Origin of the sequence: Micromonospora sp. NPDC047670 (genome assembly GCF_043204915.1) — a bacterium.
Lineage (GTDB): Bacteria > Actinomycetota > Actinomycetes > Mycobacteriales > Micromonosporaceae > Micromonospora.
The window spans coordinates 100,491-123,497 of record NZ_JBIDDA010000011.1 but is presented as its reverse complement, the minus strand read 5'-3'; the positions used below and the strand labels follow the sequence as shown (position 1 = coordinate 123,497).

The 23,007-nt window shown below is 74.3% G+C and carries 18 protein-coding genes; 8 read left to right on the top strand and 10 right to left on the bottom strand.

What is annotated here, in order from left to right:
- Positions 1–10: 10 nt before the first annotated feature.
- Positions 11–2,071, bottom strand: a complete 2,061-nt coding sequence (locus ACGF7U_RS24145) for a DUF6541 family protein (protein ID WP_393110195.1) — start codon at positions 2,069–2,071, stop codon at positions 11–13.
- A 506-nt stretch (positions 2,072–2,577) separates the two neighbouring features.
- Here ACGF7U_RS24145 and ACGF7U_RS24140 point away from each other — a divergent pair.
- Positions 2,578–4,335 carry a CDP-glycerol glycerophosphotransferase family protein gene (locus ACGF7U_RS24140; RefSeq protein WP_393110193.1) on the top strand — a complete coding sequence of 586 codons (1,758 nt, stop codon included), beginning with the start codon at positions 2,578–2,580 and terminating at the stop codon, positions 4,333–4,335.
- Positions 4,336–4,412: 77 nt separating this feature from the next.
- Here the strand turns inward: ACGF7U_RS24140 and ACGF7U_RS24135 are convergent, their stop codons facing one another.
- Positions 4,413–4,958 (bottom strand): acyltransferase, encoded by a 546-nt coding sequence (locus tag ACGF7U_RS24135; protein ID WP_393110191.1) that lies wholly within the window; start codon positions 4,956–4,958, stop codon positions 4,413–4,415.
- A gap of 165 nt (positions 4,959–5,123) precedes the next feature.
- Positions 5,124–5,462, bottom strand: a complete 339-nt coding sequence (locus ACGF7U_RS24130) for a DUF952 domain-containing protein (RefSeq protein ID WP_393110189.1) — start codon at positions 5,460–5,462, stop codon at positions 5,124–5,126.
- A gap of 99 nt (positions 5,463–5,561) precedes the next feature.
- Between ACGF7U_RS24130 and ACGF7U_RS24125 the strand changes: the two genes are divergently transcribed.
- From ACGF7U_RS24125 to ACGF7U_RS24115, 3 genes are all read left to right on the top strand, one after another.
- The gene (locus ACGF7U_RS24125; RefSeq protein WP_393110187.1) at positions 5,562–5,873 is read left to right on the top strand and encodes a hypothetical protein; all 312 of its coding nucleotides are present in this window, start codon (positions 5,562–5,564) and stop codon (positions 5,871–5,873) included.
- 129 nt (positions 5,874–6,002) lie between these two features.
- Positions 6,003–6,659 carry a response regulator transcription factor gene (locus ACGF7U_RS24120; RefSeq protein ID WP_393110185.1) on the top strand — a complete coding sequence of 219 codons (657 nt, stop codon included), beginning with the start codon at positions 6,003–6,005 and terminating at the stop codon, positions 6,657–6,659.
- A gap of 9 nt (positions 6,660–6,668) precedes the next feature.
- On the top strand, positions 6,669–8,138 hold the full coding sequence (locus tag ACGF7U_RS24115) for an ATP-binding protein (RefSeq protein ID WP_393110183.1): 1,470 nt from the start codon (positions 6,669–6,671) through the stop codon (positions 8,136–8,138).
- Here the strand turns inward: ACGF7U_RS24115 and ACGF7U_RS24110 are convergent.
- From ACGF7U_RS24110 to ACGF7U_RS24095, 4 genes are all read right to left on the bottom strand, one after another.
- The gene (locus ACGF7U_RS24110; RefSeq protein ID WP_393110181.1) at positions 8,088–9,062 is read right to left on the bottom strand and encodes a TAXI family TRAP transporter solute-binding subunit; all 975 of its coding nucleotides are present in this window, start codon (positions 9,060–9,062) and stop codon (positions 8,088–8,090) included. The genes ACGF7U_RS24115 and ACGF7U_RS24110 overlap by 51 nt on opposite strands.
- 80 nt (positions 9,063–9,142) lie before the next feature.
- Complete coding sequence (locus ACGF7U_RS24105; protein WP_393110179.1) at positions 9,143–9,817, bottom strand: hypothetical protein; 675 nt, start codon at positions 9,815–9,817, stop codon at positions 9,143–9,145.
- A 102-nt stretch (positions 9,818–9,919) separates the two neighbouring features.
- Positions 9,920–10,714 (bottom strand): peroxide stress protein YaaA, encoded by a 795-nt coding sequence (gene yaaA, locus ACGF7U_RS24100; protein ID WP_393110177.1) that lies wholly within the window; start codon positions 10,712–10,714, stop codon positions 9,920–9,922.
- A 63-nt stretch (positions 10,715–10,777) separates the two neighbouring features.
- A complete protein-coding gene (locus tag ACGF7U_RS24095) occupies positions 10,778–12,397 on the bottom strand; it encodes a hypothetical protein (protein WP_393110175.1) in 1,620 nt (539 codons plus the stop codon).
- A 136-nt stretch (positions 12,398–12,533) separates the two neighbouring features.
- Between ACGF7U_RS24095 and ACGF7U_RS24090 the strand changes: the two genes are divergently transcribed.
- Together ACGF7U_RS24090 and ACGF7U_RS24085 are read left to right on the top strand one after the other, a co-directional pair.
- Complete coding sequence (locus ACGF7U_RS24090) at positions 12,534–13,574, top strand: App1 family protein (protein ID WP_393110173.1); 1,041 nt, start codon at positions 12,534–12,536, stop codon at positions 13,572–13,574.
- A 65-nt stretch (positions 13,575–13,639) separates the two neighbouring features.
- Positions 13,640–14,137, top strand: coding sequence for a DinB family protein (locus ACGF7U_RS24085; RefSeq protein WP_393110171.1), 498 nt, complete (start codon positions 13,640–13,642; stop codon positions 14,135–14,137).
- A gap of 90 nt (positions 14,138–14,227) precedes the next feature.
- Here ACGF7U_RS24085 and glgB read toward each other — a convergent pair whose 3' ends face one another.
- Genes glgB through glgA form a run of 3 tightly spaced genes read right to left on the bottom strand, consistent with a single transcriptional unit; the run spans position 14,228 to position 19,661 of the window.
- Complete coding sequence (gene glgB / locus ACGF7U_RS24080) at positions 14,228–16,330, bottom strand: 1,4-alpha-glucan branching protein GlgB (RefSeq protein WP_393110169.1); 2,103 nt, start codon at positions 16,328–16,330, stop codon at positions 14,228–14,230.
- Complete coding sequence (locus ACGF7U_RS24075; RefSeq protein ID WP_393110167.1) at positions 16,318–18,414, bottom strand: maltotransferase domain-containing protein; 2,097 nt, start codon at positions 18,412–18,414, stop codon at positions 16,318–16,320. Before ACGF7U_RS24075 ends, glgB begins: the two co-directional genes overlap by 13 nt.
- A 38-nt stretch (positions 18,415–18,452) precedes the next feature.
- Positions 18,453–19,661 (bottom strand): glycogen synthase, encoded by a 1,209-nt coding sequence (gene glgA / locus ACGF7U_RS24070; RefSeq protein ID WP_393110165.1) that lies wholly within the window; start codon positions 19,659–19,661, stop codon positions 18,453–18,455.
- A 71-nt stretch (positions 19,662–19,732) separates the two neighbouring features.
- Here glgA and glgC point away from each other — a divergent pair, with 71 nt between their 5' ends.
- Positions 19,733–20,965 (top strand): glucose-1-phosphate adenylyltransferase, encoded by a 1,233-nt coding sequence (gene glgC, locus ACGF7U_RS24065; protein WP_393110163.1) that lies wholly within the window; start codon positions 19,733–19,735, stop codon positions 20,963–20,965.
- On the top strand, positions 20,962–22,608 hold the full coding sequence (pgm, locus tag ACGF7U_RS24060) for a phosphoglucomutase (alpha-D-glucose-1,6-bisphosphate-dependent) (RefSeq protein WP_393110161.1): 1,647 nt from the start codon (positions 20,962–20,964) through the stop codon (positions 22,606–22,608). Before glgC ends, pgm begins: the two co-directional genes overlap by 4 nt.
- The last annotated feature ends 399 nt before the right edge of the window (positions 22,609–23,007 follow it).

The following is a 23,007-nucleotide window of genomic DNA, read 5'->3' as shown; positions in this document are numbered from 1 at the left end:
CCCGTCGCGCTCAGCCCCCGGTGGCGCAGCTGCGGCCGGCCTCGGTGACCCGGTAGATGCTGATCCGGCCGATCTTGTGGGCCAGCTCCAGCTTGTCGCTGGACTCCAGCCGCTTGCGCTCGTAGTGCTTGTCCCAGGCGCCGGGCATGTTCCGCGTCCCGACCACCACGTACGAGATGTTGAACCGGCGCACCTCACACCCCGCGGGCCGGGCGTCGGCGTTGTCCACCAGCCAGTTCCACGCGTCCCACCGCCGGTCGTAGTTCTCCGCCGGCAGGCCGGGCAGCGGCGGGATGCCGAACAGCAGCGGCACCTCGTAGTCGGCGTAGGCCCAGGTGATGAACTCGTGGTGCCGGTCGTAGGCGACGGTGGCGCCGGGCGGGTTGTTCTCCGCCAGCCACTTGTACGTCTTCTCGTAGGACTCGCCCACCGGCGCCCGGCCCTTGAGCGCGCCCCGCAGCGGCTGCCAGCTCGCCGGCACGGCGGCGAGGCCGAGCAGCACCACCACCAGGACCCCCGCGGCGACCGCCGCCGGCGCCTCCGAGCCGCGCAGCGCCCCGGCCTTCGCGGCGACGCGGGTCAGCAGCCACCCGACGGCCAGCCCCAGCACCACCGCACCGGCCACCGCCAGCACCCCGTACACAGGGAAGATCATCGAGCGGACCCGCTCCCGGACGCCGTACCAGAGGCTCGACAGCGTCATCGCGGCGGCCGAGTCGGACGCGGTGGTCCACACCCCGATCGCGGTCCAGACCACCCCGGCCGCGAGCCACGGCCGGGCCCAGCGCAGCCGGGGCAGCACCAGGCAGAGCGGGGAGAGCAGCAGGCACGGGATGACGAGCCAGAGGCCGACCTGGATCGTCGGCTCGCTGAGCTGGAAGTCCGCGCCGCCGACCCCGGGATAGGCGAACAGCACGTAGCGCTGCGGGTCGGTGACCCAGTACTCGAACGACTCGCCGTACTTGCCGAGCAGGGCGGGCGGGTTCGACAGCCGCTCGCCGTTGGCGCCGGCCAGCACCCCGAGCAGGGGGAGCAGCGGCACCAGCCCGGCCAGCACCATCGCGCCGGCCGCCGCGGCGACCCGGCGCAGCACCCACCGGCCGCGTACGGCCAGCAGCATGCCGATCGCCAGGACCGCGATGAACAGCACGTCGTAGGTGTGCGTCATGACGATCCCGGCGCCGCACAGGCCGGCGAGGAGGCCCAGCCGGACGGGGTGGGCGCCGCGCGCGGCGAGCGCGATCAGCAGCGCGATCGCCCCGGCCATGCAGGGCGCGGTCTGCTCGGTGATCCGACCCGTGATCACCGACATCCACATCGGGCCGAGCACGGCCGGCGCGGCGGCGGCGCTGGCGGCCACCACCGGCCGGCCGCCGAGGGCCCGGACGCAGGCGTAGACGGCCGCCACCAGCGCGAGCGGCCCGACGAGGATCGACCAGGCGCTCAGCACCGTGCTGATCCGCCCGCCGGAGAGCTCCGCCGCCTGGGCCCAGGACACGTTCGCCGCGAGCGGGTAGAAGGAGCAGGACAGCGCCGGTTCGGTCGAGCCGCTGGTGCAGGCCGAGGAGATCAGCACGCTGTCGGTGTCCATGATCCGCCGGGTGAGGAAGCCGTGGTTCATGGCGTCCCAGCCGGGCGGGGCGACGAGCCGGCCCAGCATCAGCCAGCCGAAGGCGACGCTGATCGCGGCGGGGATCGCGATCCCGATGACGTCGGCGCGGCCGGGGCGTACCGCCGGCAGTCGCAGCCGGGTGATCCGGGCCCGCCACCCGGCGTCGGCCGGCCGGCCGACGGCGTCCCGGCTGTCGGCGTCCGGCTCGACCAGGCCGCGGGTCACCAGCCGGGAGGCGAGCACCGCGAGGCCGGCGAGCAGCACCTCGGCGGCGAGGACCGCCAGCGGACCGTCCGGCAGGCCGAGTTGTGGCAGCCATGTCATGGCGAGGGTGACCAGGCCCAGGGTCAGCGCCGGGGCGGCGGCCCAGGCCGCCCACCGGTAGCGGCCCGGGGGCAGGGCGAATCCGAGCAGCGCGCCGGGCACGACGGCGACGGCGAGCGCGATGAGGGTGGTCAATCCGTGGATCCTTTCCAACGGAACACGCGGTTCCCCCGCGACGGCTGGTGGTGGAGCCGTGACGTGGCCGCCCGCGCGGCCACCCGGACGGCGAGCGGCCGGACCAGTATAGGAACGGACGCCGGGCGCGCTGCCTCGGCAAACCCGCGGTTCTCCGCCCGCCGTCACCCGCGTCGCTTTTGCGGTGGATCATCCCGGCCTGAAGGCAGCCGGGGTCGGGAGGGAGCAAATCGTCCCGGTGTGGCGGTACCCGAGCGATACCGGCGCGTTCCTTCGCGTTAAGGTCTGACCGGCGTGGTGGCGGGTGGCCGCGGGCGCCGGCGCCGTCGCTGGCCGACGACGATGGGTGGACAGGCGGTTCGACCGCGACCTCCGTCCCGTCGCGGCCCGGCGGGCGTGCCGGTGGCGTCCCGGCGCGCCGACGGTCGCCTGAGCGGGGGAGCCCTGCCGTCACGGCGCCAGTGACGGTCGGTGAGCCAGTCGTCGATCTCGTAGGGAGCTAGTCCTTGTTCGGCAAGTTGATGGGACCGGCGGGAGTCGCCGCCCGCGGCGCGCTGCTGCTGCTGGCCTACCTCGTCATGCTCGCCGCCGGTGCCTTCGGTTGGGTCGGCGTCTTCGCCGTCGCCGGGCTCGCCGCGCTCGCCGGCGAGTACGCGCTCGCCCGCTGGTCGCCGGCCACCCACACACTGCTGGAGAAGGTCGGCCTGCGGGGCGACTACCGCCAGCTCGCCCGCGACCTCGCCGTCGTGCTGCTGGTGGTGGCCGAGGTCCGGCCCGACGCGACGGAACTCGGCCTGATCCTGGTGCTGCCGTCGACGGTCTGGCTGATCTCGGTCTTCGCCGGCGCGCTCGCCACGATGATCGACCGGCGCAACCCCCAGTCGGCGCTGGTGCGCAACATCGAACTCGGCCCGATGCGCGCCGCGCCCCGCCCGCCGGACTGGGCGGCCTGGCTCGCCGGTGACCGGCTGGCCCTGGTCAACGTGGTGCTGGCGCCGGCTGCCGTGTTCGCGGCGGCGCTCGACAGCGCCGCGCCGGTGCTCGGCGCGGGCGCGGTGGCCGTGCTCGCCGCCGCGCTGGTCGGCGCGATCATCGCGCTGACCTGGCTGCGCGGCCGGGGCATGGGCCAGAGCCCGTTGCTGCCGGCGGTGCAGCGCTGGCTGGACAGCTACCGGCCGCAGGTCGCCCTCTACTTCGCCGGCCCGGCCAAGGACGTCTACCAGGCCAACATGTGGCTCGCCCCGACCGAGGCGCTCGACCAGCGCGCGGTGGTGCTGATGCGCAGCAAGGAGGCGTTCTTCGAGCTGGCCGACACCCGGCTGCCGGTGATCTGCGTGCCGGCCGGCGTGGACTTCATGAACCTCGAACTGGGCAGCGTGCGCGCCGCGCTCTACGCCGCGAACGTCGGCGCGAACATCCACATGCTCCGCGAGCCCGGCATGAAGCACGTCTTCGTGGGGCACGGCGACAGCGACAAGCAGGCCAGCGTCAACCCCTACAGCAAGGTGTACGACGAGGTGTGGGTCGCCGGTCTCGCCGGGCGGGAGCGGTACGCCCGCGCCGGGGTGGGCGTGCTCGACTCCGACATCCTCGAGATCGGACGGCCGCAGCTCGCCGGGGTGCACACGTTCGGTGCCGAGTCGGTCGACCGGCCGTTCACGGTGCTCTACGCCCCGACCTGGGAGGGGTGGCTGGACGACGACCCGTACCACACCTCGCTGGTGCTGATGGGCGAGCGGATCGTCAAGGGACTGCTGGCCACCACGCCCGCGGTCCGGCTCATCTACAAGCCGCACCCGCTGACCGGCTCCCGCGCCAAGGAGGCCAAGGCGGTGCACGAGCGGATCGTGGAGCGGATCCGCGCCGCCGGCGGCGACCCGGACGCGGCCTCCCTGGACGGCACCCGGCACCTCGTGGTGACCGGCCGGACGCCCGCGCTGTTCGACTGCTTCAACCAGACCGACCTGCTGATCAGCGACGTGTCCAGTGTGGTCTCGGACTTCGTGCAGAGCCAGCGGCCGTACGTGGTGGCCAACCCGGGCGGCCTGCCCGAGGACGAGTTCCGCCGCGACTACCCGACGTCGCGGGCGGCGTACCTGCTCTCCCGCGACTGCGGGGAGCTGGAGAAGATCGTGTCGGTGACCCGGGCCGGCGACGACCCGATGACCGAGGCCCGGCGGGAGCTGAAGACCTACCTGCTCGGCCCGGCCGAGGCGAACCCGATGGAGCGGTTCCGGGAGGAGATCGCCCGGCTCTGCCGCTGAGCGGCGACGCACAACCGCGACGGCGGTGGACGGGAGCGCCCGTCCACCGCCGTTCGTCGTCGGGAGTCCCTGCCGGATCAGCCCTGCCGCCGCGGCGGGTTGTCCACGTCGCGGGAGACGACCTCGCCCCGCTCGTCGACCCAGCCCTTCGGCCGCGCCGGGTTGCCCGCCACGAGCTGGTACGGCGCCACGTCCCTGGTGACCACCGAACCCGCCGCGATCATCGCGTACTCGCCCACCTCGATGCCGCAGACCAGCGTCGCGTTCGCGCCGATCGACGCGCCCCGGCGGACCACGGTCGGGGTGATCTTCCAGTCCGGGTTCTGCGCGCGGGGGCGGAAGTCGTTGGTGAAGACCGCGCACGGCCCGACGAACACCTCGTCCTCCAGGGTCACGCCCTGGTAGACGGAGACGTTGTTCTGGATCTTGACCAGGTCGCCGACCGTGACGCCGGCGTCGACGTACACGTTGCGGCCGATGACGCAGCCGGCGCCCACCTGGGCGGTGGACCGGATGTGGGCCAGGTGCCAGACCTTGGTGCCGTCGCCGACCCGGGCACCCTCCTCGACGTCGGCCGTCGGGTGGACGAAGACGGAGGGGGACGGGGAACTGCTGTCAGTCATCCTTCAACTCGCATGGGTCGCAGGGCGCGCCGGGCGCCGTCGGTGACCCGCGTTCGGCGTACGCCGCAAGCGGCGGCCGCCCGCGCGGATCCGGGCTGCCGCGCCGGCCCCGGTCACGGTAGATCAGGTCGGGGCGCGCGGACTCGCCGTAGCATAACGACCCGCTCAGCGCAGCAGCGCCGCCACCGCGTCGGCGACCGGCACGTCCGCCGGCAGCGCGTCGGCGGCCACCACCGCGGGCACCGGCAGCGGCCCGTAGAGGTGGGGGAAGAGCGCGCCGCCGCGCGAGGGCTCCCAGCGCAGCGCGTCGCCCAGCCGGGCCGGGTCGACGGTGAGCATGGTCAGCCCGGTGGCGCCGGCGAAGACCCGCCGCGCGGTCTCGACCACCTGGTCCGGCCCGGAGAGGTGGATGAAGCCGGACTGCGCGTCCATGGCGGTGCCGGCGAAGTGCCCCGCGGCCAGGGCGTCGTCCCACTCGACGGTCGGCAGCAGCTTGTAGATCACCCCGGCAGCCTACGCACGGCCGGCCCGGTTTTCCGCGGTACGGCCGCGCCGGCGCCCCGCCGGCCGGCATGCTCGGGTGGAGCCGCGGAGGGGTGGGCGATGGAGAGCTACGACGACGACTGGACCGACAGCCAGCGGGCGCTGTACGACGAGTGCTACCGGGCGGGCGGCGAGTGGGCCGGCGACCCGGACACCCCGACCGAGGACGTGCAGCACGTGATCAACCTCGGCCAGGCCGACGACGACACCCTCGGCGACGCCGAGACCGACTACCCGCCGCTGGTCGACGCGGTCACCCAGGCCACCGGCGAGAACGTCACCAGCGTGCCGGCCAGCCACCACGACCCGGGTTTCCGGGGCTTCGTCGACGGGGTCCGGGACGCCACCGCCGACGAGGTCTTCGGGCTCTGACCCCGGCCCGCCGCCGCTCCCGGCGGGCCGGCACGGTCCGGGCGGCGGCCGACGCGGGGCCTACCCTCCCGCTCTCCGCCGCCTTCTGCCACCATTCGGGTCGACAGATCGACGGATTGGGGGCCCCGGGTGCGCATCCTGCTGGTCGAGGACGATTGTCGGGTGGCCGCCGCGCTCTCCGCCGCCCTCACCCGCCGGGGGTACGAGGTGGAGCACGCCGCGACCGTCGCCGCCGCCCTCTCCGCCGCCCCCTGCGACCTGGTGCTGCTCGACCTGACCCTGCCCGACGGGGACGGCACCGACCTGTGCCGGGAGCTGCGCCGGCGCAGCAGCCAGCTCGGCATCATCGCGGTGACCGCCCGGGGCGAGGAGCGGGACCGGGTGCTCGGCCTGCGGCTGGGCGCGGACGACTACGTGGTCAAGCCGTTCTCCATGACCGAGCTCCAGGCGCGCATCGAGGCGGTGCTGCGCCGCGCGGCGCACGCGCTGCCCGAGCGCAACCTGATCGAGGCCGGCCCGGTACGCATCGACGTGGCCGCGCGGACGGTCGCCGTGGCCGACCGGCCGGTGGCGCTGACCCGCAAGGAGTTCGACGTCCTGCTCTCCCTGGCCCGGCAGCCCGGGGTGGCGGTGCCCCGCGAGCGGATCCTGCTCGACGTCTGGGGCACCACGTGGGGCGACGGGCACACCGTCGAGGTGCACGTCGGGTCGCTGCGCGGCAAGCTGGGCGACCCCCGCCTGGTGGAGACCGTCCGCGGGGTCGGCTACCGGCTGCGCGGCGAGTGAGGCGGGGCCGTGCGACGTCGGCTGGTGATCAGCTACCTGCTGCTGATGGTGCTGGTGCTGATCGCGCTGGAGACCCCGCTGGCGGCCACCCTGGCCACCCGGGAGACCGACCGGGTACGCGCGGACCGGCTCGCCGACGCCACCCGGTTCGCCTCGCTGGCCGGCCCGGCGCTGCGCGGCGGCACCCCCGGCCCGCTCGACAACGAGCTGCGCAGCTACGACGACCTGTACGGGATCGGCGCGGCGGTGGTCGACCGGGACCGCCGCACGGTGACGGCCTCGGAGAACTGGCGGCCGGCCGCGGGGATCCGCGAGGCGCTGGACACGGCGCTCTCCGGCCAGCAGGCCAGCGGACCGGAGTCGGTCTGGCCCTGGGTCGACCGGCCGATCGTGGTGGCGGTGCCGATCAACGACGGCGGTGAGGTGCTCGGGGCCGTGGTCACCGCCACCCCGTCGGACGACGTCCGGCGCGCCGTCACCGTCTGGTGGCTGGTGCTGGCCGGCACGGGGCTGCTCGCCGTGCTGGCCTGTGTCCTCACCGCGTTCGGGCTGGCCGGCTGGGTGCTGCGCCCGGTCACCGAGCTGGACGCGGTCACCCACGAGATCGCCGAGGGGGACCGCGGCGCCCGGGTGCAGCACCGGCTCGGGCCGCCGGAGCTGCGCCGGCTGGCGGCCAGCTTCAACCACATGGCCGACGCGGTCTCCGACGTGATGGACCGCCAGCGGGCGTTCGTCGCGCACGCCAGCCACCAGCTGCGCAACCCGCTGACCGCGCTGCGCCTGCGGGTGGAGGAGCTGGGGCCGAGCCTGACCGACCCGGACGGGCGGGCCGAGCACCGGCTGGCCCTGGAAGAGACCGACCGGCTCGCCCTGGTGCTGGACGCGCTGCTCACCCTGGCCCGCGCCGAACGGCGGGAGAACCAGCGGGTCACCGTGGACGCGGCGGCCGTGGCCGCGTCCCGGGTCGCCGCGTGGGAGCCGCTCGCCCGGCACCGGTCGGTCGCCCTCCGGCTGGTGGCACAGGACGCCCCGGCGTACGCGCGAACCGTGCCGACCGCCATCGACCAGGCCCTGGACGCGCTGATCGACAACGCGGTCAAGTTCAGCGGCGCCGGTGGGAAGGTGACGGTGACCGTGCGGCGGCACGAGGGCGGGATCGCGCTGGAGGTCCGGGACACCGGCCCCGGCATGACGGAGAGCCAGCTCGGCCAGGCGACCGAGCGGTTCTGGCGGGCGCCGGAGGTGCAGAACGTGGACGGCGCGGGGCTGGGCCTCACCATCGTCGCCGTGCTGGTCGACGCCTCGGACGGGCGCCTCACCATGCGCCGGGGCGAGCCGTGCGGCCTGGTGGCCGGTCTCTGGTTCCCGGCCCCGACCGACCCGCTCGACCCGACGGACGCGACCGGGGCGCTCGCCGGCGGGGGCGGGTCAGGGTTTGGCGGCGCGGTACCAGTCGACAGCGCCGGGGTGCAGCGGTAGCGGGGCGGTGGCGATGGCCGAGCGGGGGCTCATCCGGCCGGCGGCCGGGTGCGCCGCGGCCAGCTCCTGCCGGCGTTCCATCAGCAGCCGGGTCACCTCCCGGACCAGCGGCTCCGGCAGGTCGCTCCGGACGATCAGGAAGTTCGGGTTGGCCACGGTGGTGACCGGGTCCGTGCCGTACACCGAGCGCGGGATGTCCCGGGACACGTAGACCTCGGGGTTGCTGTCGCGCAGCGGCTCGGTCCACTCGCCCAGGTCGATGATCCGGGTCGCGCTGTCGTCGGCGAGCTGCTTCACCGCGGTGACCGGCAGCCCGCCGGAAAAGAAGAACGCGTCGATCGTGCCGGCGCGCAGCGCCGCGACCGAGTCGTCGAGGCCGAGCCGCTCCCGGCGTACCCCGTCGCCGCCCAGGCGGGCCACCTCCAGCAACCGCGAGGCGGTGATCTCGGTGCCGGACCCGGGGGCGCCCACGGAGACCCGCCGGCCGCGCAGGTCGGTCAGCGTGCGGATCGGGCTGCCGGCGGTGGTGACCAGGTGCAGCAGGTCGTCGTAGACGCGGGCGACCGCGACCACGGACGGGTGTGCCGCCGGCGCGGCCGGCAGCACGTCGGCCTGGGTGAAACCCAGTTCGGCCTCGCCCGAGCCGACCAGCCGGACGTTCTCCGCCGAGGCGGCGGTGACCACCACGCTGGCGTGGACGTTCGGCAGCTCCCGGTTGAGGATGTCGGCCAGCGACCGGCCGAAGGCGTGGTAGACCGCCGTTGGGCTGCCGGTCGCGATCCGGATCGGCACCGGCGGCTCGGGGGAGTCCCGACAGCCCGCGAGGCCGGGCAGCGTCACCAGCAGCAGCAGCGACAGCAGCGCCGCCGGGCGGCCTGGGCACGGGCGGGCGCGGCGGGACCGGGTTCGACTCACGCGCTGCACTCTGCGCCGCGCGGGCCGTCGCCGCAACCCGCCGTCCGCGGGGGCCGGGCCGCGAGCCCGACGTCCGCCCCGTCCGGCGGTCAGGCCGGTTCGGTCGCCCTGGCCGCCTCCAGCGCGGCGCTGTGCAGGATCCGCTCGCGGTCAGGGCCGTCGGCGACGCAGACCATGAAGCATCCCGTGCCGGGACGCAGCAGCGCCGGGACGTCCAGCAGGGCGGCCCCGCGCACCAGGACGGCGGCCAGCTCCCGATCGGCGAGCCGGACGCCGAGGATGTGCCGGCGGACGTGCCGCCCCCCGGCGAGCAGGGCGGCCCGCCAGGCGGCCGCCGCCAGCCGGGGCCGCCACACCCGCCGCGCCATGGACGCGCCGGGGAACGGTCCGCCCAGCAGCTCGCGCCGGCCCTGCCGCCAGCCAACCTCCAGCATCCGCGCGTACGCCGGGCGGTGCGCTGGCGGCACGGACAGGCGGTGCAGCTCGTAGCGGCGGCGCAGCCCGCCGACGGTCACCTCGTGCTCGATCGGGACGTCGAGGCGGCCGAGCAGTTGCCGGAACCGCTGCGCGGCCTCCTCCCGGTTGAACTCGACAGCCGCCGGCCGGAGGTGCGGCACCGGGCGGCGGGCGCCGGCGGTCGCCGGCGGGGGCGTGCAGCGCAGCAGGCAGGCGGCCTCGAACGCGTCGGCCAGGGTCAGCCAGTCCAGCGGCGGCGGGGTCGACGGCAGGGGTGGCCGGTCGAGCAGGATCGGTTCGGGAGCCAACTCAGGCGCTCCTTGTCGGCGTCGGGTATCCCCCTACCGTGACCCGAAGACGCCGACGAGGAAACCGATCGGCCGCAGCCTTGAGGAAATCTTGCGGCAGCCCTACAACTCGGTGACGACGACATCGACCTGGCGTGGCCGGCCGGCCGGGCCGGGCTGCTCCAGCACCGTGTACTTCAGGTCCCGCAGCGCGGCCACCAGCCCGTCGGCCGAGCGCGGCCGGACGCCCGCGGTCAGCAGGTCCCGGACCAGCCGGCCCTTGGTCGCCTTGTTGAAGTGGCTCACCACCGACCGGACGGGCGCGCCGTCGACCTCCCGCTCGTGCAGCACCCGGACCGTCACCGTGCGGGCGGCCACCTCGCCCCGGGGCGCCCAGGTGGCCGCGTACGCGCCGGAGCGCAGGTCGAGCACCGGCCCGGCACCGGCCACCGCGTCCATCGCCGGCGCGAGGGCCCGCCGCCAGTACGCCGACAGCGCGCCGACCCCCGGCAGCCGCGCCCCGATCGGGCAGCGGTAGGGCGGGATCCGGTCGGTGAGGCGGACCGCGCCCCAGAGGCCCGAGCTGATCAGCACCGACCGGCGGGCGGCCCGCTGCGCCGCCGGCGGGAGCGAGGCGAGGTCGAGCGCCTCGTAGAGCACCCCCGTGTAGAGCCGGCCGGCGGGCGCGGTGGCCGCCGCCCGCAGCCGGGCGTTGCGCCGCAGCTCGCCCCGCTGGCCCTCGCTGAGCCCGAGCGCCTCGCGGGCCGCCTCCTCGTCGCCGGCGCTGAGCGTCACCAGGGCGGACAGCACCTCCTCCCGCGCGCCGGTCAGCTCCGGCAGGGAGAGCCGGGCGGGGTCCAGCCGCCGGCCGGTGCCGGCGTCGGCTTTCCCCTCGGAGGGCGGCAGCAGGATGAGCATCGGGTGGACTCCTCGCCTCGGCACGGCGTCCGCGCGCCGGTCCGGCCAGCGTACGGCCCGTCCCTACCGCCACGGCCGCACCGGCGTCTCCGGGTGGTACACGCGATACCCGCCGACCTCGGCGCGCAGCGCGGCGTCGGCCCGGTCGCCCAGCAGGGCGCGCAGCCGCCGCTCCGCCGCCGAGCCGGCCTCCAGCACGTACCCCGGCCGGTCGGCCCGCCCCACCTGCCGCCAGTACGCGGGGTAGCGGTTCTGCCCGGGAGTGAGCTCGCCGTCGAGCACCGCGCACACCACCTCCTCGGCCGTGTTGAAGATCAGCCGGTTGCAGGTCCAGTAGTCCCCGTACACCTCGTGGGGGCCGCCGACGCGGAGCCGGTCGGCCAGCTCGCGGGCCTGCCGCTCCTCGACGCGGGACGCCCCGGCCCCGGAGACGGCGAACAGCACGGTGACCACCAGCGTGGTGGCGGTCAGCGCGGCGAGCACGGCGGTGGCGAGCGCCCCGGCCAGCCGGCCGAGCGCCCCGACCGTGCCCCGCCAGCAGGCGACCGCCGCCAGCCACAGCGGCCACAGCACCGCCGGCAGGGAGAGCTGGAGCACCGACAGGTACCGGGCGTTGTCCAGCGGGCTGGTGGCGGCCAGCGGGCTGCGCACGTACGACAGCAGGGTCAACGCCGCGCCGACGACCAGCGCGAGGTGCACCACCGGGCCGACCCGGCGGGCGGGCGGGGCGCCGGCGGAGCGGCGGTACGCGACCACGGCGAGCGCGGCGGCGACCGCCAGCAGCGCCGGGTAGAGCAGGCCGAACCACTCCTGCCCGCGGGTGCAGCCGTCCACCGGGCAGAGGCCGGCGGCGAGCGGCACCCCCTCCAGCAGCCCGCCGTCGAGCCGCCGCGGCCACGTCGGCGCCGGCCCGGCCTTGGTGCTGATCTCGCGGAACACCGACAGCGAGTCCTCGCCGGGCGGGGCGACCAGGTTGTCGCGGATCATCGGTGCGATCCCGACGGCGAACCCGGCCAGCAGCAGCGCCCCGGCCCAGCCGAGCAGCTCCCGGCGGGCGACCCAGAGCAGCGCCAGGGCGGCCGCCGCCAGGTAGGGCAGGATCAGCCAGTCCGACCAGGCGGCCACGCCGGCGAGCAGGCCGAAGAGCCCGACGGCCAGCCGGCGGTGCCGCACCGTCCCCCGGGCGAGCCCCACCACGACCAGCAGCATCAGCAGCACCGCCGCCTTGACCTCCGGCCGGCCGCCGACCACCGTCAACTGGTCGCGGACCACGCGCTCCCCGCCCAGGGCCAGCAGCCCGACGACGAACGCGGCGAACCAGGGCGAGCAGATCCGCCGGGTCAGCCGGTGGATCAGCCAGAGGAAGAGGGCGTAGAGCAGCACCAGCGGCAGGCGCAGCAGCGGCCAGCTCGGCCCGGCCGCCGCGATCAGCGGGGCGGCCAGGTACGACTCCAGCATTCCCATGTAGCGCTGGCCGTAGAGGAAGACGGGCAGCTCGCGGCCCTGGGCGATGTGCAGCGCGGCCAGCCCGAAGGTGGCCTCGTCGCTGTTGGAGACGGGCACCGTGCACAGCGTCAGGACCAGCCGGTAGCCGACCCCGGCGAGGCCGAACAGCAGCGCGACGAGCGCCGGCCGGTCGAGCCGCGGGCGCCATCGCCCACGCTTGCGTACTGGTTGCGACACGACCAACGCCCCCGTCGTCGTCCCGACCGGAGTGTTTCACGCCGCCGGGGCCGGGCGGGGCGGATCGGTTCAGCCGGCCGCCGACGGAGATCGCCTCGCGTGGCCGAGGTCGCCGGGTTGTGGCAGGGTTGCTGGCGTGCCACCCACTCCCGCCGGCCAGTTGGCCGTACCCCACCTGCACCGGGCCGCGCGGCTCGAGGACGCCGTGCATTCGCTGGTCGAGCGCCGGTTGCGGCGCACCGGCTGGCGGACGAACGTCATCGCGTACGCCGGCTACGGCGCGCCCGGTTGGGCGCGGGTGATGTGCCGGGTGCTGCTGGGGCGGCCGGACACCCGCCAGCGGGGCCGGCTGGAGAAGGTCCGCGGCTGGCGCAGCTTCACCACGCTGCCGGCCAAGCACGTGACGGTGACGATCGAGGCCGGCGGGGTGCGCCACGAGGCGCGCGCCGACCGCAGCGGCTTCGTCGACACCGTGGTCGAGGCGGACCTGCCGCCCGGCTGGTGCTCGGTGCGGATCAGCCTGCCCGACGCCGAGCCGGTCGAGGCGCCGGTGCGCGTCCTCGACCCGGAGGTGCGCTTCGGCATCCTCTCCGACATCGACGACACGGTCATGGTCACCGCGCTGCCCCGCCCGCTGCTCGCCGCCTGGAACACCTTCGTCCTCGACGAGCACGCCCGGGCGGCGGTGCCCGGCATGGCGGTGCTCTACGAGCGGCTGGCCACCGCGCACCCCGGCGCCCCGGTCTTCTACCTCTCCACCGGGGCCTGGAACGTCGCGCCGACGCTGACCCGGTTCCTGTCCCGGCACCTCTACCCGGCCGGGCCGCTGCTGCTGACCGACTGGGGACCCACCGCGGACCGCTGGTTCCGCAGCGGCCGGGAACACAAGCGGGTCACCCTGGCCCGGCTGGCCAAGGAGTTCCCGGACGTGAAGTGGCTGCTGGTCGGCGACGACGGGCAGCACGACCCGGAGATCTACCGCGAGTTCGCCGCCGCCCACCCGCAGAACGTGGCGGGGGTGGCCATCCGCCGCCTCTCGCCCGCCCAGTCGGTGCTGGCCGGCAGCCTGCCCGCCCCGGCCGGCAGCTCCTCGGCCGGGCCGGTGGGGCAGAAGTGGCTCTCCGCGCCCGACGGGGCCGGGCTGTGGAAGCTGCTGCGCGACGCGGGCCTGGTCTGATCCCCCCACGTCGGCCGGGCCAGGTCCGCCGGTTGCTCCGGGCGACGGTCTGGAATGCTTCGCCCATGCCTTCCTACCCGCCCACCTTCGCCGACCACGTCCTCGCACAGCCGGCCCGTGCCCAGTTCGAGGCGTTCCTCGACGAGCACCGCGACGCGCTCAACGGCTGCCTGGACGGGCTGACGGAGGAACAGGCGCGCCGGTCGTTGGTGGCCTCGCAGACCACGCTGCTGGGTCTCGTGAAGCACGCGACCTTCGTCGAGAAGGTCTGGTTCGACGAGGCCGTCACGGGCCGGTCGCGCGCCGAGATCGGCATCCCCGAGACGTCGGACGAGTCGTTCGTCCTCCATGACGACGACACGATCGCCACCGTCCGGCAGGCACACCGCGAAGCCTGCGAGGCATCGCGCCGCGCGACGTCCTCCCTGGGCCTGGACGACGTCCTGCACGGGTACCGGCGGGGTCCGCTTCCGCTGCGGTGGGTGTATCTGCACGTGCTGCGCGAACTCGCCCAGCACTGTGGGCACGCGGACATCCTTCGCGAGCAAATCGTCAACGGGTAGTGCGCGGACCGGCACCGCCGGGGCTTCACCGCCGCCGCCACCTGGGGCACGTCGTCGTACTCCCCGGCGCGCTACGGCGCCAACTAACGGTCAGTCCCGGCGGAGCCAGAGCACGCCGAGCGGGGGCACCTGGAGCGCGGCGGACGCCGGCAGCCCGTGCCACGGCACGGCCTCGGCGTGCACCTCGCCCAGGTTGCCCACCCCCGAACCGCCGTAGTGCTGCGCGTCGGTGTTCAGCACCTCCGTCCAGGTCCCGCCGGCGGGCAGCCCGATCCGGTAGTCGTGCAGCGGCCGGGCGGAGAAGTTCGCCACGCAGACCAGGGTGGAGCCGTCGGGGGCGATCCGGACGAACGAGACGGCGTTGTTGGCGACGTCGTCCCCGGCGATCCAGCGGAAGCCGGCGGGCTCGGTGTCCTGCGCCCAGAGCGCGGGGGTGTCCCGGTAGACGCGGTTGAGGTCGCCGACGAGGCGCTGCACGCCGGCGCGGGCCGGGTCGTGCAGCAGGTGCCAGTCGAGCCCGCGCTCCTCGCTCCACTCCCGGTCGTCGGCCAGCTCGCAGCCCATGAAGAGCAACTGCTTGCCCGGGTGCGCCCACATGTACGCCAGCAGGGCGCGGACGTTCGCCAGCCGCTGCCAGGTGTCGCCGGGCATCTTGCCCGCGAGGGAACCCTTGCCGTGCACCACCTCGTCGTGGCTGATCGGCAGCACGTAGTTCTCGCTCCAGGCGTACGCCAGGGAGAACGTGAGCTGGTGGTGGTGGTGCTGCCGGTAGATCGGGTCCTTCGAGGTGTAGAGCAGGGTGTCGTGCATCCAGCCCATGTTCCACTTGAAGCCGAAGCCGAGCCCACCGGCGTCGGTGGAGCGGGTCACCCCCGGCCAGGCGGTGGACTCCTCGGCGATCAGCACCACCCCGGCGTGGTGCTTGTAGACCGTCGCGTTCACCTCCTGCATGAGCGCGATCGCCTCCAGGTTCTCCCGGCCGCCGTACCGGTTCGGCGCCCACTGCCCCTCCTGTCGGGAGTAGTCCAGGTAGAGCATCGAGGCGACCGCGTCCACCCGCAGCCCGTCGACGTGGAACTGCTCGCACCAGTAGAGCGCGTTGGCGACCAGGAAGTTGCGCACCTCCCGGCGGCCGAAGTCGAAGACGTACGTGCCCCAGTCGGGGTGCTCGCCGCGGCGCGGGTCGGGGTGCTCGTAGAGGGCGGTGCCGTCGAAGCGGGCGAGGGCCCACTCGTCCTTCGGGAAGTGCGCCGGCACCCAGTCGAGGATCACGCCGATCCCGGCGGCGTGCAGCCGGTCCACCAGGTACCGGAAGTCGTCCGGGTCGCCGAAGCGGGACGTCGGCGCGAAGTAGCCGGTGACCTGGTAACCCCACGAGCCGCCGAACGGGTGCTCCATCACGGGCAGGAACTCCACATGGGTGAAGCCCAGCCCGGTGACGTACTCGGTCAGCTCCTCGGCCAGCTCCCGGTAGCCCAGCCCCGGACGCCAGGAGCCCAGGTGCACCTCGTAGACGCTCATCGGCTCCTGGTGTGGCTGCCGCCGGGCCCGCCGCTCCAGCCAGGCGGCGTCGCCCCACTCGTACGCGGAGTGGTGCACCACCGAGGCGGTGGCCGGCGGCACCTCGGCGTACGCCGCGAGGGGGTCCGCCTTGTCCCGCCAGTGCCCGTCGGCGCCCAGGATCCGGTACTTGTAGCGGGCGCCGGCCCGGACCTCCGGGACGAAGATCTCCCACACCCCGCTGGAGCCGAGCGAGCGCATCGGCCAGCCGTCGTCGGGCGCCCAGCCGGTGAAGTCGCCGACCACCCGCACGCCCCGCGCGTTCGGCGCCCAGACCGTGAACGCCACGCCCTCGTCGAAGACGCGGGCGCCGAGGGCCTCCCAGAGCCGCTCGTGCCGGCCCTCGCCGATCAGGTGCAGGTCCAGCTCGCCGAGGGTGGGCGGGTAGCGGTAGGGGTCGTCGTGCACCCGGCCGTCGACCTCGATGCGGTAGTCGAGCACCTCGCCCGGCACGTTCGCCTCGAACACCCCGACGTCGTGCGCCCGCCGCATCGGGTACCGCTCGCCGCCGACCAGGACGGCGACGTCGGCGGCGCCCCGGCGCAGCGTGCGGATCACCGTCCGCCCGTCGGCGGGGTGCGCGCCGAGGACGGCGTGCGGGTCGTGCGTCGCGCCGGCGATCAGCTTGTCCATCGGGCGTCGTCCTCCTGCGCGGGAGCGGTGGGGGCGGTGCCGCCCGAGAGGTCGTCGGGCACGCTCTCGACGGTCAGGTCGGGCGTCGCCGACGCCGGGACCGCCGGGCCGGCCGGGGCGGTGGGCCGCCGCACGGTCAGCACGTGCGCCGGTTGCAGGTACGGGTCGAGGCGTACGGCGTTGCGCTGCCCCCAGTCGTAGCTGGCGCCGGTCAGCTCGTCGTGCACCGTGAACCGGTCGTGCCAGTCGAAGCCGAGCGCCGGCATGTCCAGCGTGGTGTTGCCCCACTGCACACCCTGCGGGTCGAACGAGCAGACCACGATGACCGTGTTGCCGGTGTCCGGGTCGTGCTTGGACCAGCAGAGCAGCGCCGGGTTGTCGATGTCGTGGAAGCGCAGGTTGCGGAGCTGGTGCAGGGCCGGGTTCTCCCGGCGCACCCGGTTGAGGGTGGCGATGAACGGGGCCAGCGAGCGGCCCTGCGCCTGCGCGCCGGCCCAGTCCCGGGGGCGCAGCTCGTACTTCTCGTTGTCGAGGTACTCCTCCGCGCCGGGGCGGGCCACGTGTTCGAACAGCTCGTAGCCGGCGTACATGCCCCAGGAGGGGGAGAGCAGCGCGGCCAGCACCGCCCGGATCTTGAACATCGGCGGGCCGCCGTGCTGGAGCGAGGAGTGCAGGATGTCCGGCGTGTTCGGCCAGAAGTTCGGCCGCATGTAGTCGGCCGCCGCGACCAGTTCCTCGCAGTACGCCCGCATCTCCGCGGCCGAGGTGCGCCACGTGAAGTACGTGTACGACTGGGTGAAGCCGATCTTGCCCAGCCCGTGCATGATCGCCGGCCGGGTGAACGCCTCGGCGAGGAAGAGCACGTCCGGGTCGACCCTCTTCACCTCGGCGATCAGCCAGTGCCAGAAGTCGAACGGCTTGGTGTGCGGGTTGTCCACCCGGAAGATCCGGATGCCCTCGCCCACCCAGTGCAGCACCACCCGCAGGATCTCCGCCCGGATGCCCTCCGGGTCGTTGTCGAAGTTCAGCGGGTAGATGTCCTGGTACTTCTTCGGCGGGTTCTCCGCGTACGCGATGCTGCCGTCGGCGCGGGTGGTGAACCACTCCGGGTGCTCGGTGACCCACGGGTGGTCCGGCGCGCACTGCAACGCCAGGTCCATCGCCACCTCCAGGCCCTGCTCGGCCGCGGCGGCGACGAAGTCCCGGAAGTCCTCCGGAGTGCCCAGGTCGGGATGGATGGCGTCGTGGCCGCCCTCCGCCGCGCCGATCGCCCACGGCGAGCCGACGTCGTCGGGCCCGGCGGTCAACGAGTTGTTGCGGCCCTTGCGGTTGATCCGGCCGATCGGGTGGATCGGCGGCAGGTACAGCACGTCGAAACCCATCGCGGCGACCCCCGGCAGGCGCTCGGCGGCGGTGGCGAACGTGCCGGAGCGGGCCGGCGCGTCCACGGTGGCCGGGATCGCCCCCTCAGAGCGGGGGAAGAACTCGTACCAGGCGGAGAAGAGCGCCCGCGGGCGGTCCACCCAGAGCCGGTGCTCCTCGCCCGTGGTGACCAGCTCCCGGACCGGGTGGTCCCAGAGCAGGCCGGCCAGCTCCAGCGCCGGGGCGACCCGCCGGGGCAGCGGCAGCCGGTCGTCGCGCAGCGCCCGCGCCGCCGCCGTCACCCGGTCGACGTCGGCCGCCGGCACCAGCTCGGCGGCGGCGTCCAGCACCCGGGCGCCCTCGGCCAGGTCGTTGGCCAGGTCCTCCGGCCCCTGCCCGGCGGCGATCTTCTTGGTGACCGCGTTCTGCCAGGTCAGGTACGGGTCCTGGAACGCCTCGACGGTGAAGACCCACTCGCCGACCGCGTCCGGGCGGATGACCGCGTGCCAGCGGTCCTGGCCGGGCTCGCCGGGACGCATCCGGGTGAACGGCCGGGCCCGCCCGTCGGGGCCCAGCCACACCACGTTGCAGCCCAGCGCGTCGTGCCCCTCGCGGTAGGCCCGGGCCGACACCGGCACCGGCTCGTCGACCACCGCCTTGGCCGGGTAGCGACCGCAGGAGACGACGGGGGAGACGTCTTCGATCGGAAACCGTCCAGTCACCCCGCCAACCTACTGCGCGAGATCAGTTCGCGCGCGGCTCAGCCGGCGGCGCCCACCGACCGGTACACCTCCAGCGTCCGCTGCGCCACGGCGTCCCAGGAGAACTGCTCGACCGCCCGGCGCCGGCCCGCCAGCCCGAACCCGGTGGCGCGCTCCGGGGCGGCCAGCACCTCGTTGATCCGCGCCGCGAGGTCGGCGACGAACCTGCCCGGGTCGAGCGGCCGGCCGGAGCCGTCGGCCGCCTGCTCGATCGGCACCAGCAGCCCCGTCTCGCCGTCGACGACCACCTCCGGGATGCCGCCGGTCGCGGTGGCCACCACCGCCGTCTCGCAGGCCATCGCCTCCAGGTTCACGATGCCCATCGGCTCGTAGACGGAGGGGCAGACGAAGACCGTCGCGTGCGTGAGCACCTGGATCACCTCGTGCTTGGGCAGCATCTCGGCCACCCACACCACGCCCGAGCGGCCCGCCCGCAGCTCGGCCACCAGGCCCTCCACCTCGGCGGCGATCTCCGGGGTGTCCGGCGCGCCGGCCAGCAGCACCAGCTGGGTGTCCGCGGGCAGGTCGCGCGCCGCCCGCAGCAGGTACGGCAGCCCCTTCTGCCGGGTGATCCGCCCCACGTACACGACGCTCGGGCGGGCCGGGTCGATGCCGAGCCGGTCCACCACGTCCGTGCCGTGGTCCGGGGCGTACTGCGCCGTGTCGATGCCGTTGTGGACCACCCGGACCCGCTCCGGGTCCACCGCCGGGTACGCGGTGAGCACGTCACGCCTCATCCCCGCGCTGACCGCGATGACCGCGTCGGCGGCTTCCACCGCCGTCCGCTCGCACCAGGAGGAGAGCGCGTAGCCGCCGCCGAGCTGCTCGGCCTTCCACGGCCGCAGCGGCTCCAGGCTGTGCGCGGTCACCACGTGCGGCACCCCGTACAGCAGCTTCGCGGTGTGCCCGGCCAGGTTGGCGTACCAGGTGTGGCTGTGCACCACGTCGGTGCCGGCGCACCCCGCGGCCATCTCCAGGTCCACGCCCATCGTGCGCAGCGCGGCGTTCGCGCCGGTCAGGCCCGCCGGTTCGGCGTACGCGGTGACGCCGGGCTCGCTGCGCGGCGCGCCGAAGCAGTGCACCCGCACGTCGGCGAGCCGGCGCAGCTCGCGGGCCAGGTACTCCACGTGTACCCCGGCCCCGCCGTAGACCTCCGGCGGGTACTCCCGGGTCAGCAGATCGACGCGAAGGTGTGCGGAGGCTGTCATCCACCGCACCCTAGTGCAGAAGTGTGCCCGTACGAGTGGTGAAGTGCCCGGCGGATGGTTAGCGTCTGGACATGGCTGCCAAGGTGCTCGCGATCGTCCTGGCCGGCGGAGAGGGCAAGCGCCTCATGCCGCTCACCACGGACCGGGCCAAGCCGGCCGTCCCGTTCGGCGGGATGTACCGCATGGTCGACTTCGTCCTCTCCAACCTGGCGAACGCCGGCTATCTGAAGATCGTCGTGCTGACCCAGTACAAGTCGCACTCGCTGGACCGGCACATCACCAAGACGTGGCGGATGTCGACGCTGCTCGGCAACTACGTCACACCGGTGCCGGCGCAGCAGCGCCGTGGGCCGTGGTGGTTCGCCGGCTCCGCCGACGCGATCTACCAGAGCTTCAACCTGATCAACGACGAGCAGCCGGACTACGTGATCGTCTTCGGCGCCGACCACATCTACCGGATGGACCCCCGGCAGATGGTGGAGGACCACATCGCCTCCGGCGCCGGGGTCACCGTGGCCGGCATCCGGCAGCCGCTGTCGATGGCCGACCAGTTCGGCGTCATCGAGGTCGGTGCGGACGGCCGGCGGATCCGGGCGTTCCGCGAGAAGCCCACCGACGCGGTCGGCCTGCCCGACGCCCCCGACGAGATCTACGCCTCGATGGGCAACTACGTGTTCACCACGAAGGCGCTCTGCGAGGCGGTCGAGCGCGACGCGGAGGACAAGACGAGCAAGCACGACATGGGCGGCAGCATCATCCCGATGCTGGTGGAGCGGGGCGAGGCGAACGTCTACGACTTCCGCGACAACGAGGTGCCGGGCAGCACCGACCGGGACCGCGGCTACTGGCGCGACGTGGGGACGCTCGACTCCTTCTACGACGCCCACATGGACCTGATCAACGTGCACCCCGTGTTCAACCTCTACAACTTCGAGTGGCCGATCTACACGGCGCAGCCGCCGTACCCGCCGGCGAAGTTCGTCCACCAGTGGGGCGAGCGGGTCGGCCGCGCGGTCGCCTCGATGGTCTCGCCCGGCGCGGTGATCTCCGGCTCGCTGGTGGAGAACTCGATCGTCTCGCCCAAGGTGAAGGTGCACTCCTGGGCGCACGTGGACGGCGCGGTGCTGATGGAGGGGGTCGACATCGGCCGGCACGCCGTCGTCCGCCGGGCCATCCTGGACAAGAACGTGATCGTGCCCGAGGGCGCCGAGATCGGCGTCGACCTGGAGAAGGACCGGCAGCGCTACACCGTTTCCGACAACGGCATCGTGGTGATCGGCAAGGGACAGAAGGTGGAACCGTGAGCAGTCACCCCCGGGCCGGCCAGCCCGCCCAGCCCGCCGACCTGGTCGACGTGCCGCGGCTGGTGACCGCCTACTACGCCGAGCACCCGGATCCGCAGGACCCGGCGCAGCAGGTCTCCTTCGGCACGTCCGGGCACCGCGGGTCGAGCCTGCGCAACGCGTTCAACTCCGACCACATCCTCGCGGTCACCCAGGCGCTCTGCGACTACCGGCGGGAGCGGGGCCTGGACGGCCCGCTCTTCCTCGGCCGCGACACCCACGCCCTCTCCGCCCCGGCCGCGGTCGACGCGCTGGAGGTGCTCGCCGCCAACGAGGTCACCGTGCTGTTGGACAGCCGGGACGGCTACACGCCCACCCCGGCGGTGTCGCACGCCATCCTGACCCACAACCGGGGGCGTACCAGCGGGCTCGCCGACGGCATCGTGATCACCCCGTCGCACAACCCGCCCGACGACGGCGGCTTCAAGTACAACCCCAGCCACGGCGGGCCGGCGGACACCGACGTCACCAAGTGGATCCAGGACCGGGCCAACGCCCTGCTGGCCGACGGCCTCAAGGAGGTCCGCCGGATCCCCTACGCGCGTGCCCGGACCGCCGACACCACCGGGTCGTACGACTTCCTCGCCGGCTACGTCGACGACCTGCCGGCGGCGATCGACGTGGACGCGATCCGCGACGCCGGGGTGCGCATCGGTGCCGACCCGCTCGGCGGGGCGAGCGTCGCCTACTGGGGCGAGATCGCCGAGCGGCACCGGCTGGACCTGACGGTGGTCAACCCTGCCGTCGACCCCACCTGGCGGTTCATGACCCTGGACGGCGACGGCAAGATCCGGATGGACTGCTCGTCGCCGAACGCGATGGCCTCGCTGATCGCCGCCCGCGCCGACTACCAGGTCTCCACCGGCAACGACGCCGACGCCGACCGGCACGGCATCGTCACCCCCGACGGCGGCCTGATGAACCCCAACCACTACCTGGCGGTGGCGATCGCCCACCTGTTCCGCACCCGGACGAACTGGGGTCCGGCCGCCGCGGTCGGCAAGACCCTGGTCTCCTCCTCGATGATCGACCGGGTCGCCGCCGACCTGGGCCGGCCGCTGCTGGAGGTGCCGGTCGGCTTCAAGTGGTTCGTCCCCGGGCTGCTCGACGGCGCGGTCGGCTTCGGCGGGGAGGAGAGCGCCGGCGCGTCGTTCCTGCGCCGCGACGGGGGCACCTGGACCACCGACAAGGACGGCATCCTGCTCTGCCTGCTCGCCGCCGAGATCATCGCCACCACCGGCCGCACGCCGAGCCAGCACTGGGCGGACCTGGCCGAGCGCTTCGGCGCGCCCGCGTACGCCCGGATCGACGCGCCGGCGACCCGGGAGCAGAAGGCCGTGCTCGGCAGGCTGTCGCCGGAGCAGGTGACCGCCACCGAGCTGGCCGGCGAGCCCATCACCGCGACCCTCACCGCCGCGCCGGGCAACGGCGCGCCGATCGGCGGGCTCAAGGTCACCACGGAGTCCGGCTGGTTCGCTGCCCGGCCGTCGGGCACGGAGGACGTCTACAAGATCTACGCGGAGTCCTTCCAGGGCCCGGAGCACCTGGCCCGGATCCAGCAGGAGGCGAAGGAGCTCGTCACCGACGTGCTCAAGCACACCTGAGCCCTGGTCGCGTCTGCCCGCCTCGCCCGGACCGTCTCGCCGCCTGCCGCCTGCCGCCTGCCGCCTGCGGTCTGCGGTCTGCCGTTGGTTGTCTGACGCTCGCCGTCCGCGGTCTTGGCCGTCCTGGCCCTTTCGAGCTGAGTCGTTTGCGACATCAGAGCCACGGTTCGAGGCAGGGACGCCGCCCGGGCCCCTGCCGGGAACCGAGCTGCGTCGGTCGGCCAACAGGTGCGCGAATCGTTGACGACATCAGCTCGAAAGGCCCGCCGAGGACGAGGTGGGCGTGCCGGGCAGGCGAGCGGAAGCTGGATGTGTCGGCGTGCCAGGCGAGCGGACGTGCGGGATGTGTGGCGTGTCGGCGGACGCGCGACCGGGTGGGGAGGACGGTCTGAGGGGCGG